This is a genomic window from Legionella worsleiensis (genome assembly GCF_001467535.1).
Classification (GTDB): domain Bacteria; phylum Pseudomonadota; class Gammaproteobacteria; order Legionellales; family Legionellaceae; genus Legionella; species Legionella worsleiensis.
Map to the genome: position 1 here is coordinate 1 of NZ_LNZC01000005.1, position 12988 is coordinate 12988.

Genomic DNA, 12988 nt, shown 5'->3' on the forward strand with positions numbered 1-12988 from the left:
GTTGCAAGCAACCAGGCTACTCTTGCTGAGCCTGATTAACAATCTATTTGCCTATCCCTGACATAATGGGGTTCTCTTAAAAAACATGTTAAACGTGAACATTAACCCTAACTTGGTTTAAATTACGGAAAAAGGGTAAATGGAAATTGGCATCGAAGCGATTTATTCAATTTGTCGTTTGGTTTGAAGCCTCTATAAAGAAGCAATGCGATTGACTGACTTTACACCAACTGATACACGTCAATACAAACACTATTTAATTGTTTATGGATTGGAAGCACAAACTATTCACAAGAACCATCACAGATAAATTTCAAGTACTTGGAAAAGATTCGTTCAACCAATAGCAAATATCATCACTCCAAACAACAAGAAGCTCTGAATCAATTAATCCACACCAAAGGTAAGTTCTATAAACGAGCAGTGCTGACTCGATTAAAAATGATGACACAATCAATCCTGGGTTGCACAGTGAATCAGGATCACTATGGTTGATAACAAAGCAAAATCAAAATGAGCTGATTTATCAATGAATTCACAACTCTATACACAAGGTTATCCACAGAAATTGTGGATAACAATCTATGGGGGAAAATTGAAATAAAGGAATAAAAGCCATATAGAACATGAGGTCTATTGAAAAAAAATAAGCGTTGGGTATTATTTTGGTATTAGAGGTTCTAAAGTTATCCACAACAGAAGACTTGTGTGAATAAAGCTTGGGGGATGAAAAGTATAGCAAATTTAAATTTAAAATACAGTACTAATTTATTATTTTTTTCTTCAGCTGAATACAATCAAATTATTTAAACTAATTTTTGAGTTCTTTTCTTAATAGCCAGGCATCCTCAACACCATGAGCATCTTTATAATAGCCTTTTTTAATTTCGACAGTTTCAAATCCTAAAGACTCATACAAACGCAATGCCGAATAATTACTGGGTCTTACTTCCAGAATTACATTCTGCGTGTCAGTAAATTTTGATAAGGAATAAAGCACGGTCTGGATTAATTTTCGGCCTAATCCTTTTGATTGAAGGGGTTTTGCAATACAAAGATTTAATATATGGCAAGTGTTGTTACTTACTCGGGAAATAATATATCCCCCAAGAATTGGATTATCGCCATTATTTATTTCAAGAACCCGACAATCATAACCAACCAAAACGCAGTCTCTTAGAATATCTCTACTCCATGGGGTAATGTGTACATTGGTTTCAATAGAATAAACATTGTCTATATCCGATTCTTTCATACGACGAATGTTTAGTATCATTGCCGGCTCCCAATGTATTTAGCATTACCTAATGATTATTTATGACAAATGATAATAGTGCAAATTAATGTGATAAAAAGCGCCTGAATTTCAGGCACTTTTTATTTTAAGCTACTAACCTTATTACTCGAATTACTTTTTATTCTTTTTTGGTAAATAAAGATCGGTAATCGTTCCTTCAAATGCTTCAGCTGATTGTGCGATAGTTTCAGATAAAGTAGGATGAGGATGAATGGTTAAGGCTATATCCTCAACATCACAACTCATTTCAATTGCAAGTGTTGTTTCTGCAATGAGATCACCTGCATTGACACCTACGATACCGGCACCCAGGATGCGATTAGTATCAGGGCAAAAAAGCAATTTCGTCATTCCTTCTTCTCTTCCCATGCTCAATGCTCTGCCACTAGCGGCCCAGGGAAAGGTTGCTTTTTCATAATTGATATTTTTTTCTTTAGCTTCTTTTTCAGTTAAACCCACCCATGCCAACTCAGGGTCAGTGTATGCAACACTGGGAATGCACTCAGGTTCAAAATAATGTTTTTTACCAGCAATTACCTCAGCAGCTACTTTACCCTCAGGAATGGCTTTATGAGCTAACATGGGCTGACCAACAACATCGCCTATAGCAAATATATGAGGAACATTAGTTCTCATTTGATTGTCTACTTTAATGAATCCACGCTCATCTACCTGAACTCCCGCTTTTTCGGCATTAATCTTACCTCCATTAGGCTTTCTACCAACAGAAACAAGAACTTGCTGGAAACACAATGGTTTATCAGTTGCGTGCTCTCCTTCCATAGTCACATAAATGCCTTCCTTTTTTGCTTCAACAGCAGTAACTTTGGTTTTCAGTAGAAACTTAACGCCCTTTTTAACCATTCTCTTTTGCAGCACATTAACCAAATCGGCATCAGCTCCAGGAATAAGCTGATCCATAAACTCAACTACTGTAACGTCTACCCCCATAGAGGAATAAACTGTTGCCATTTCCAGACCAATGATCCCACCGCCCAAGACAAGCAAGTTACCTTTAAGATCAGCAAGTTCAAGAGCACCAGTTGAACTGAAAATACGCTTGTCTTCAGGAATAAAGGGCAAATTAACTGATTCAGAGCCAACAGCAATAATAGCGTTATCAAAATCAACTTCAACTGGACCGTCTTTAGTATCGACCAATACCTGATGCGTCCCTGAAAATTTACCTTCTCCAGTCAGCACTTCAACTTTTCTTTGTTTGGCAAGTGCTTTTAATCCACCGGTTAATTTGGCAACTACTGAGTTTTTCCATGCTACCAATTTTTTGTTATCCAGTTTGGGCTTACCAAAATCAACGCCCTGATCTGCCATTTCATGCGCTTCATCAACTACTTTGGCAATATGTAATAGGGCCTTGGATGGGATACAGCCCACATTGAGACATACACCACCTAATGAATCAAATCGCTCAACCAATACCACTTTCTTTCCCAAATCCGCCGCTCTGAATGCAGCAGTGTATCCACCAGGACCACTACCTAAAACCACGACATCTGTCTTAATTTTGTTACCCATTATTAATGCCTCTTAGTGTAAAATATAATAAAAATTATCTCATCAAATCAGAGAAGAACCCTTCTAATATCGGATAAGCCATCGCAGATATAACGGGTGAATCGTGCTGCTTCAGCGCCATCTATTACCCTATGATCATAAGATAAAGACAGAGGAAGCATTAACCTTGGTTTGAATTCGCCGTTGTCAAATACAGGTTTGATTGATGAACGCGACAACCCAAGAATGGCGACCTCGGGGCTATTCACTATAGGAGTAAATGAAGTACCGCCAATACCGCCCAAGCTGGAAATTGTAAAACAACCCCCGGACATATCGGCAGGCATTAACCCTTTATCTCGCGCTTTACTGCTTAATCGAGCCATCTCCTTGGCAATATCGCCCACGGTGAGTTTATCTACCTGCTTAATAACCGGCACAACAAGGCCATTACTGGTTTCAACAGCAATACCTATATTACAATATTTCTTATAGATGAGCTGTTCGCCTTCGGCATCCAGAGACGAATTAAACTGAGGATAAACAGACAAAGCCTTACTGACTACTTTGCACACGAAAGCGAGAATTGTGAGCTTGTATCCTGACTCTTTGGTGCGTTCAGTCTCTGCTCTTCTAAACTCTTCCAAATCCGTGATATCGGCTTCATCAAACTGGGTAACATGCGGTATGGTTATCCAGGAACGATGCACATTGATACCGGTTAATCGTTTAATCTTGTTCAGAGGTTTAAACTCCACATCACCAAATTTGGTAAAATCAATAGTAGGACTTGATGGTAAATTAAATTGACCGGGAGATGAGCGCTCTCTCAACCGTGTTTTAACATAATCTTGCAAATCTTCTTTGGTAATCCGGGTCTTACGACCACTGCCTTTAACCAAATGTAAATCAACGCCTAACTCTCTGGCCATACGGCGAACAGCAGGCCCTGCAAATACAAGCTCGGAAGACTCAGTTGGTGCAGCAACTGTTTTTTCCAAACGAGACTCTGTTGGTTGCACCGTTTGAGCTTGAGGTTCCTGAGTGACCACTGGAGCGGCGGCAACGATTTCCTGCTGCTCTTTTTTAACTTCAGTACCAGTCTCCATGAATAATATAGGGGTTCCTTGAGCTACTTTATCTCCCAAACGAATGATTATTTCGTTGACTATTCCAGAATAAGGAGACGGTATATCCATAGTGGCTTTGTCCCCTTCAAGTGTAATTAAAGGCTGATCTTGCTCTACAGTCATCCCGGGCTTTACCAGAATATCAATGACATCTACATCAGTTGCGCCACCTATATCCGGCACGACCACTTCTACTGTTTTTTTAACCTGCTCGTTTATCGGTTGCAACGTAATAACAGATTCTTCAGATTTGATTTTTTGGGGAGGCTCGGTTAAAGCCTCCTCCTTGGGTAATTCACCTTGTAACGACGCAACAAGGATTACATCACCCTCTGAAACCTTATCACCTACTTTTAAAGTGATTCGACTCACTACTCCCGCCACAGGCGAAGGAATTTCCATGCTTGCTTTGTCTGTCTCAAGAGTAATTAGCGGAGTATCGATACTGATTTGCTCCCCGACTTTTACTAAAATTTCAATAACATCAACCTGAGTTGCACCGCCTATATCAGGTATTTTTATTTCTTTTTCGTTTGCCATATCTATCCTCAACATTCAGTTAAACAGTAGTAAAACGTATTTGTTAAAAACGGTTTAACTAGTGGGTAACTGGATCCAGTTTATCTGGATTAATAGAGTAACGCTTTATCGCATCTGTAACTTTGGATTTATCTTCAACACCGTCTGCCACCAAAGCATTAAGTGCAGCAAGCACGATGTATTTTGCATCCACTTCAAAGAAATGACGTAAACGTTCACGTGTGTCACTTCGACCATAACCATCTGTTCCCAGAGTAACGTATCTGTTTGCCACGTATGGTCTTATTTGATCCGCATAAATACGCATGTAATCGGTTGCTGCAATAACCGGACCTTTTCTGTTTTTAAGTGACGTTGCAACATAAGATTCCTGAGGCTTTGCTTCGGGGTGCATTGCATTATAACGCTCTTTAGCCAGCCCATCTCGCCTGAGCTCGTTAAAGCTTGTTACACTCCAAATATCAGCAGTAATTGAATAATCCTGCTCAAGCATTTCAGCCGCTTTAATAACTTCTCGCAAAATAGTACCTGATCCCATTAACTGGACATGTTTTTTTGCTTTCTTGGGATGTTCTTTGAAAACATACATACCCCGAATAATCCCTTCTTCAACCCCTTTAGGCATGTCAGGTTGAATGTAGTTCTCATTCATTACGGAGATGTAATAAAAAACATTATCACCTTTTTCAAACATGCGGTACAAACCGTTTTGAATAATGACGGCCAATTCATAGGCAAATGTGGGATCGTAGGAAACGCAATTGGGTATGGTAGATGCATAAAGATGACTATGACCATCCTGATGCTGCAACCCTTCACCTGCGAGGGTTGTTCTTCCAGCAGTTCCACCAAGCAAGAACCCTCTTGCCTGAATATCCCCTGCCGCCCATGCTAAATCGCCAATTCGCTGGAAACCAAACATGGAATAGTAGATATAAAACGGGATCATCGTTAGGTTATTAGAACTGTATGATGTTGCAGCGGCAATCCACGAACAAAATGCGCCGGCTTCATTTATACCCTCTTCGAGAATCTGACCGTCTCGAGCTTCCTTATAATACATTACCTGTTCATGATCAACTGGTGTGTAGAGTTGTCCAACGGGCGAATAAATACCGATTTGCCGGAATAAACCTTCCATACCAAAAGTTCTGCATTCATCTGGAATGATAGGCACAATCCTGGAGCTTAACTCTTTGTTTTTTAATAATATTGAAAGAATACGAACAAAGGCCATAGTAGTTGATATTTCTCTATCACCAAGACCTTGAGTCACTGAAGCAAAATCCTCTAAAGCAGGAGCGTGCAGCTTTGGAACGTCGTTTGATCTATAGGGTAAAAATCCTCCCAACGCTTCTCTTTGTTTTTTAATGTATTGGATTTCAGGGCTGTCATCGTCAGGTTTGTAAAATGGGATTTCGGCAATTTTATCATCGCTGATAGGAATGCTGAATCGGTCTCTGAATGCCTTGAGTTGTTCCAGAGTCATTTTCTTTTGTTGGTGCGTGATATTTAAACCTTCACCAGCGGCTCCCATTCCATAACCCTTGATGGTTTTTGCCAGAATAACGGTAGGGCTTCCTTTATGCTCAACTGCCTGAGCGTAAGCTGCGTAGACTTTTTGTGGATCATGACCACCCCTGTTAAGTCGCCATATCTCATCATCACTAAGATGTTCTACCATTTTCTTTAATTCAGGATATTGATTAAAGAAATGTTGCCTGACATAAGAACCATCATTAGCTTTATAAGCCTGGTAGTCGCCATCAAGGCACTCTTCCATTCTTTTTTGCATCCAACCTTCTTTATCACGAGCAAATAGAGGATCCCAACGTCCACCCCAGATGACTTTGATTACATTCCAGCCTGCACCTCTGAACACGCCCTCAAGTTCCTGGATTATTTTGCCATTACCCCGTACAGGTCCATCCAACCTTTGTAAATTACAGTTGACAACAAAAATCAGGTTATCCAGCTTTTCTCGGGCGGCAATACTCAAAGCGCCTACGGATTCAGGCTCATCCATTTCGCCATCACCTAGAAAAGCCCAAACCTTACGCCCTTCTGCTTTAATTAAGCCTCTGTTTTCAAGATATTTTAGAAACCGTGCCTGATAAATGGCTTGTAAAGGCCCAAGTCCCATAGAAACTGTTGGAAATTGCCAAAAATCGTGCATAAGCCAAGGATGAGGGTAAGAAGACAAGCCATCTACTTCAACTTCCTGCCTGAATTTTTGCAATTTATCCTCAGATAGCCGCCCTTCTAAAAAGGCTCTGGCATAGATACCGGGAGATGAATGACCTTGAATGTACAATAAATCACCGCCACCGTTGCTATTAGGCCCCTTAAAGAAGTAATTAAAGCCTGTTTCGTACAAAGTAGATGAAGATGCATAAGATGCAATGTGACCACCAAGTTCAGGAGCGTATTTTCCAGCGCGGAGAACCATGGCGACAGCATTCCAGCGTAACAAAGCATTAATACGCTTGCCAATACCTTCATCAGGCGGCATTTGTTTTTCTTCATGAGGTTTAATGGTATTTCTGTAGGGCGTGTTAATTGAACTGGTCAATTTAACCCCTTCAGCATTAGCTTTGTTTAACAGTTGTTGTAAAAGAAATGCAGCACGTTCACTACCGTCATTGGCAAAAACAGATTGCAGGGCTTCCAGCCATTCACGTGTTTCAATTGGATCCAAATCAAAATTAGTTTCATTTGCCATGAAAAAGTTCCCCGACTTTCAGTGTGTTAGATACAGTATGGTGCCGCTTGTAATCGTTTTTGTATTACACCAGCACAACCTTGTTTACAGGTTAAGAAATCTGCTGTGCAGTTACACGTTACTTTGCGGCATTGTAGTGGATCACGGTAAGAATTCAACCCGCGTGATACATATCCTCCTTGAACCCGTTGGTCATGAACGTATTCAAGATAATCTTTTTGAGCGTCTTTAAGCCCGGCTAATGTACATTTAGGACAATTGTCAAAGCACTGTCGTTTACATGCTTCCAACCGTTGTTCGCATAATTTCATAAACTGTGCCGGTACTGTTGATTTGGCCACATCTGACTGTTGTGCCGTACAGCCAGAGATAGCGAACAGTACAGCACAAAAAATAAAACGAAAAAAATAACTCATGGTCAAGTCTCGCAGTCAATTTTGATGAATTTCAGCCTTACAGCCAGGCCGCTAGTGTAAACAATGCCAAAAATACCACCATTACTATAGCAGCATGCTCAACCAATGCTTCTGCATTAGGTATTGGTACCTCATCTGATTCATTGAGCTTAACAGCTTGTAGCCCACATTCACTTAACAGCAGATAACTGGAATCAGGGGTAATATTGACCGCATACTGTAGAAAAGTAGTAATGCTGCGTTGAAAATTTCCAACAAGTAAATAAAGTAAGGCGGTAATTCGCGCAGGTAACCACTCAAGAATATGAGAAAGTTGTTTAGCCTGTTGACTTACTTCATCATTATTTTTACATAACGCAATTAATCTGTAGCTTAATATAGCAACTGGCCCGGCAAGAATGTACCAGAATATAACAGTGAATAACTGGCCGTTAACACGCGCAAAATAATCTCCGATAAACTCACTATGTCCTACTTTGGAATCGCTCTCGGAACAAGGATAAAAAGGATTTTGTGGACCAAGGCAATAAAAAAAGATTGCGATGCTTAACAACAGTCCTGTAAAACCAAAAAATAAATTTTGAAATAAAAAATAGATAAGAGCAGTAAGCAAGACAAGAGGAAGAACCACCGCAGCCAGGTGAATCCAAGGATTGGTATTCTTAAACCTTTTTTCCAGCGCATTGGTTATTAATAAAAAATAGTCGCCAAACCATGAAAACCGTTGATAAGAGATGGAATGAATTAGAAATCGTTCACTCAGCAAACATAAGACGACAACCAATAATTTCATGATATTAATCCTTTCGCATTTTATCTGACAAAGCAATGGGAGTTGGGTATTTTAAAACTACAAGGTACGATGAAACTATAAACGTTAAAATAGTCGTTGCCTGAATTAAATTAGACGCAACATCTGAGATGAGTTTAGTACTTAAAGCGATACTTGCAACCAATAATGAAAATTCACTGCCCTGCCCAAGACGAAACCCCACTTCTTTTGCAACATTATTTTTTTCCCCAGCTTTAAGAAGCAATCCGTAAAATAATGCCGGCTTAACAATAAGAACCAAAACAGCAAGGATGACAGCCGGGATTACTACCTGTCCTGCGTAACTGAAATTGAATGTAGCACCTATGGTAAAGAAAAACATCACCAGGAAAAAGTCTCTTAATGGCTTTAAGCTCTCGGCAATAAATAATGAAATCGGGCTTGCCGCCAGAGCAACTCCAGCAACAAAAGCACCTATGTCTTCTGAAAGACCCAATTTTTGCGCCAGAAACGATAAACCAAGACACCAACCTATGGACAATAAAAATACATATTCTTGCGTTCTGTCAAATCGTGCGAGTAACTTGATTAATATGTAGCGTTCAAAAGCAAAAGCAAACAAGCACAGCGCAGGAAGTGCAATGAGCACCAGCATCAAGTCATCCAGAGACAATCCACCGCCTTGATGAGCACCATTAATCAAAATTAACACGATAATCGCAATGACGTCCTGCATAAGCAACACACTGATCATTACCTCACCGGTATGTTGATGATGCAAAATGGTTGTTGGCAACAGTTTCAAGCCTATTATCGTACTTGAGAACATCATTGATGCGCCCAGAACCCAGGACTCTGTTACCGTCAGTCCAAACATACGGCCTATAACATAAGCTATCCCGGCAAAAACGACTGAGCTGACTATCGCAATCCAGGTCACCTTCTTTAACATGTGTACCAAGTTTTGCGGTTGCAGATGAAGACCAAGCAGGAACAGCAGAAACACTATTCCAATATCGCCAATTTGTTGAACAGTGGTTACATCTGAAACAAGTTTTAAACCCCACGGACCAAAAACGGCACCCAGAAGAATATAAGCAACCAGCAAGGACTGCCTCGTGTAAAGAACCAGTGTTGAAAAAAAAGCAGCCCCGGCAAATATCAAAAAAATGGTATAAAAAACAGAGCCATCATGCATCAGTAGTGCGCCTCATTAAATAGATCAGACAAAAATAATCGAGTATTAGTCAATTTTATCCATTAATCTGTGAATTAGCTATTAATAATTCTGTTTCTCGACTCAATTAATTTTCATGAGCAATTACATTCAAAATGTATTCACTGATGATGAACTCAAGATAAATGTTCAGCAACCCATCATTACCGCACCGATATAAAGTTAAACCAACACTGAAAAGGAACCTGAAATTCCATTTTGAACTAATTTTTGTTTTAGGTTATCCGACATGGATTTAGAACCAAAGGGCCCCACTCTTACCACATAGTGTTGATTAAAATGTTCAATAAACACCGGAGAGGGAGTAATTCGCACCAGTTTTTCTTTGAGTTTATTCGCCAGAGCCTCGGAAGAAAAGGCCCCTGCCTGGAGATAATAGTGAGCCTCTCCAGAGGGTCCTTTAAGTGTCTCAATTTCAACATGAGCAGTTCCCTTGGGGAAAACTCCAAGTTTTAATGCTGCGGCATAGGACAAATCGATTACTCTATCTGCATGAAAAGGGCCTCTATCATTCACTTTAACTACCGCAACACGCCCATTATCCAGATTTTTGACTTTGACGTAAGTGGGTAAAGGAAGTGTCTTATGCGCCGCAGTCATTACATACATATCATAAGGCTCACCACTTGAGGTTCGTTGTTTATGAAATTTAGTACCGTACCAGGATGCAATACCTTGCGTCTTATAACCGGTAGAACTTTTCATTACTTTGTATGCTTTTCCGTCCACAAAATACTCTGAAGGATTTCCATAACGACTCAAAGGTTCATTGGTGGGAACCGGTTCCTTAAAATCTAGCTTGGCTTGTTTGGATGGGGCGCCATCCTGAGTGATAGTGTAACGGTTGTGTTTGTTTTTATACCGATCATAAACGGAATCTTGGGCGTGTTGTCGAGTCTTGCTCGATGTATGTTGTCCTGGATCAGATTTTATCGATCCAGAGGGAGTAAAGGTTTGGCAGCCACTTAATATCAGAGTTATTAATACAGGAATTAGTCGCATTTTATCTTTATTTTTTATTGTTATTTTTAAACTAATATACCGAAATTTTAGAAACTTTCGTAGTTTTTGTTACAAATTAAACAATAACGATGTTCTCTTGCTGAAAATAATGTGAATATTTTCATCTGGATAATTGGTTGCCTGCATAATGCTGTGTTAAGATAATACCATTTTGCAACTATATCAGGTAGGAACATGACTAGAGCCACGTCTTTTTTGTTGACGACACTTTTTTTTATTACATTATTCGTCCAGTCAAGCAACTCAGTTGCTGAAGATTCATTACCCACTGATTTGGTGAAGCCAACGCCCACAATTATTAATAAACCAATGGTAACCCCTGCAGCGCCTGTACTCAATGCGAAAGCGTATATTCTTATTGATGTAAACAGCGGGAAAATTATCGCAGAAAAAAACAGTGAAGAACGTTTACCGCCGGCCAGTTTAACCAAAATGATGACGCTGTACGTGATCTCTAATGCGCTGCACCACGAACAAATTCATCTTAACGACAGCGTTCGTGTAAGTCGTGAAGCATGGAAAATTGGCGGTTCACGTATGTTTATCAAAGAAGGGGATCAGGTTCCAGTTGAAGAACTGTTAAAAGGTATTATCGTTGACTCTGGAAATGATGCCTGTGTTGCCATGGCTGAGCATATTGGAGGCACCGAAGGAGCCTTTACGGAAATTATGAATCAACAAGCTCAAAACCTGGGAATGAAAAACAGTCATTTTACTGACAGTACCGGGCTTCCTGATCCTAATTTGTATACAACTGCGAAAGACTTGGCTATTTTGGGGCGGGCTCTGGTATTGGATTTTCCCCAATATTACGGTTGGTATAAGCAAAAATGGTTTACCTATAACGGAATAAGACAACCTAATAGAAACCGTTTACTGTGGCGAGATAATCAAGTCGATGGAATAAAAACCGGACATACCAATGAAGCTGGTTTTTGTCTTGTATCATCTGCCAAACGTGACAATATGCGTTTGCTTGCTGTTGTTCTGGGTGAGCCCAACGATTCATCTCGTGCTGATGATAGTGAAAAACTGCTCAATTATGGCTTTAGATTTTTTGAAACCCATGAACTTTACAAATCGGGTCAATCGATAACCGAATTGCCGCTTTATAAAGGCGTTGTAGATAAAATTAATGTTGGTCTAAATGATGATCAGTTTATAACAATTCCTGCAGGCCAATATCAAAGACTAAATATATCGACTAAAGTCCCCTCTTATTTGGAAGCGCCAGTTAAAAAAGGCGATAAAGTAGGTGATTTGGTGGTTCAGTATGATGGTAACGTGATTTCAACTCGACCTTTATACGCACTTCAGGATATTGAAGCTGGCGGCTTTTTTACTCGAGCCAAAGATTCAATCCGCCTGATTTTTAAAGGCTGGTTTGGTTCATAGGATTACAGAAAGATGAGCCGCATCTTTGGATGCGGCACCCAAAACACAAATCACAATTGACTAAACGAATATTATGACGAATAAATCAATTATTGAATTCCCATGTGATTTCCCTGTAAAAATAATCGGGATTAATTCCGATGTTTTTCTCGAAGAAATAAAAACGATAGTCAATGTGCATTTTCCTGCTTTTGATCACAAGAATCTAACGCATAAAGTAAGTGAAAAAAGCAGCTATTTGGCAATTACTGTAACCGTTTGTGCGACAAATCAAGAGATGCTGGACTCTTTTTATCAGGATCTCACCAAACATCCTCATGTAAAAATGGTTTTATAATGAATATACATCATTTAGGGATGCAGGATTACGAAGAGATTTGGCGTAAAATGAAAGAGTTTACGTGCCAAAGGGATGAAAATAGCACGGATGAACTGTGGTTATTGGAGCATTTTTCTGTATATACCCAAGGGCAAGCCGGTAAACCGGAACACATCCTAAATCCGAATGGCATTAAGATTGTGCAATCAGATAGAGGTGGCCAAGTAACTTATCACGGGCCAGGACAATTAGTAGGTTATGTTTTGATGGACATTCGTAGACGAAATCTTGGAATACGAACTATGGTTTGTCAATTGGAAAAGGTTTTAATCAGTACCCTGGGAGAATATTCTATAGATGCGCATACCCAATGCGGAGCACCAGGCGTTTATGTATCCGACCAAAAGATAGCCTCTATAGGGCTGAGAGTAAAAAATGGGTGCACCTATCACGGTATCGCTTTAAATATTAATATGGATTTATCGCCTTTTTTAGGGATTAATCCGTGTGGATATGCCACAATGAAAATGACTCAGATGAGTCATTTCGTTCCCGAGATTCGCCTGGAAGAGGTTAGTCAATTTTTTGAACAAAATTTTCTTAATCAATTTGACCAGTGAGA

Annotated in this window: 11 protein-coding genes; 3 read left to right on the plus strand and 8 right to left on the minus strand. The window is 39.8% G+C overall.

Annotated elements, in window-relative coordinates; translation table 11 throughout:
• Positions 1-811: 811 nt before the first annotated feature.
• The 8 genes from rimI to Lwor_RS03220 form a co-directional block, all read right to left on the minus strand.
• On the minus strand, positions 812-1276 hold the full coding sequence (gene rimI, locus Lwor_RS03185; protein WP_058492464.1) for a ribosomal protein S18-alanine N-acetyltransferase: 465 nt from the start codon (positions 1274-1276) through the stop codon (positions 812-814).
• A gap of 132 nt (positions 1277-1408) precedes the next feature.
• Positions 1409-2833: a dihydrolipoyl dehydrogenase gene (lpdA, locus tag Lwor_RS03190; protein WP_058492465.1), complete on the minus strand. Its 1425-nt coding sequence runs from the start codon at positions 2831-2833 to the stop codon at positions 1409-1411.
• Positions 2834-2880: 47 nt separating this feature from the next.
• A complete protein-coding gene (locus Lwor_RS03195; protein ID WP_058492466.1) occupies positions 2881-4482 on the minus strand; it encodes a dihydrolipoyllysine-residue acetyltransferase in 1602 nt (533 codons plus the stop codon).
• Between the two features lie 58 nt (positions 4483-4540).
• Complete coding sequence (gene aceE, locus Lwor_RS03200) at positions 4541-7204, minus strand: pyruvate dehydrogenase (acetyl-transferring), homodimeric type (protein ID WP_058492467.1); 2664 nt, start codon at positions 7202-7204, stop codon at positions 4541-4543.
• Between the two features lie 26 nt (positions 7205-7230).
• Positions 7231-7620 (minus strand): hypothetical protein, encoded by a 390-nt coding sequence (locus tag Lwor_RS03205; RefSeq protein WP_058492468.1) that lies wholly within the window; start codon positions 7618-7620, stop codon positions 7231-7233.
• Positions 7621-7657: 37 nt separating this feature from the next.
• Entirely contained in the window at positions 7658-8413 is a 756-nt protein-coding gene (ampE, locus tag Lwor_RS03210) for a regulatory signaling modulator protein AmpE (protein WP_058492469.1), read from the minus strand.
• 4 nt (positions 8414-8417) lie between these two features.
• Complete coding sequence (locus tag Lwor_RS03215) at positions 8418-9590, minus strand: cation:proton antiporter (protein WP_058492470.1); 1173 nt, start codon at positions 9588-9590, stop codon at positions 8418-8420.
• A gap of 201 nt (positions 9591-9791) precedes the next feature.
• The gene (locus tag Lwor_RS03220; RefSeq protein WP_058492471.1) at positions 9792-10631 is read right to left on the minus strand and encodes a septal ring lytic transglycosylase RlpA family protein; all 840 of its coding nucleotides are present in this window, start codon (positions 10629-10631) and stop codon (positions 9792-9794) included.
• 195 nt (positions 10632-10826) lie between these two features.
• Here Lwor_RS03220 and Lwor_RS03225 point away from each other — a divergent pair, with 195 nt between their 5' ends.
• From Lwor_RS03225 to lipB, 3 genes are all read left to right on the plus strand, one after another.
• Entirely contained in the window at positions 10827-12047 is a 1221-nt protein-coding gene (locus Lwor_RS03225; protein ID WP_058492472.1) for a D-alanyl-D-alanine carboxypeptidase family protein, read from the plus strand.
• Between the two features lie 73 nt (positions 12048-12120).
• Positions 12121-12384, plus strand: coding sequence for an HP0495 family protein (locus Lwor_RS03230; protein WP_058492473.1), 264 nt, complete (start codon positions 12121-12123; stop codon positions 12382-12384).
• Entirely contained in the window at positions 12384-12986 is a 603-nt protein-coding gene (gene lipB / locus Lwor_RS03235; protein WP_058492474.1) for a lipoyl(octanoyl) transferase LipB, read from the plus strand. The genes Lwor_RS03230 and lipB overlap by 1 nt, the downstream gene beginning before the upstream one ends.
• Positions 12987-12988 lie beyond the last annotated feature (2 nt).

Excerpts from the sequence above, each read along its gene's own strand:
- lpdA (WP_058492465.1), bottom strand. The coding sequence starts at position 2,833 with ATGGGTAACAAAATTAAGACAGATGTCGTGGTTTTAGGTAGTGGTCCT.
- Lwor_RS03225 (WP_058492472.1), top strand. The coding sequence starts at position 10,827 with ATGACTAGAGCCACGTCTTTTTTGTTGACGACACTTTTTTTTATTACA.
- Lwor_RS03230 (WP_058492473.1), top strand. The coding sequence starts at position 12,121 with ATGACGAATAAATCAATTATTGAATTCCCATGTGATTTCCCTGTAAAA.
- Lwor_RS03215 (WP_058492470.1), bottom strand. The coding sequence starts at position 9,590 with ATGCATGATGGCTCTGTTTTTTATACCATTTTTTTGATATTTGCCGGG.
- Lwor_RS03205 (WP_058492468.1), bottom strand. The coding sequence starts at position 7,620 with ATGAGTTATTTTTTTCGTTTTATTTTTTGTGCTGTACTGTTCGCTATC.
- rimI (WP_058492464.1), bottom strand. The coding sequence starts at position 1,276 with ATGATACTAAACATTCGTCGTATGAAAGAATCGGATATAGACAATGTT.
- lipB (WP_058492474.1), top strand. The coding sequence starts at position 12,384 with ATGAATATACATCATTTAGGGATGCAGGATTACGAAGAGATTTGGCGT.
- Lwor_RS03195 (WP_058492466.1), bottom strand. The coding sequence starts at position 4,482 with ATGGCAAACGAAAAAGAAATAAAAATACCTGATATAGGCGGTGCAACT.
- Lwor_RS03220 (WP_058492471.1), bottom strand. The coding sequence starts at position 10,631 with ATGCGACTAATTCCTGTATTAATAACTCTGATATTAAGTGGCTGCCAA.
- aceE (WP_058492467.1), bottom strand. The coding sequence starts at position 7,204 with ATGGCAAATGAAACTAATTTTGATTTGGATCCAATTGAAACACGTGAA.
- ampE (WP_058492469.1), bottom strand. The coding sequence starts at position 8,413 with ATGAAATTATTGGTTGTCGTCTTATGTTTGCTGAGTGAACGATTTCTA.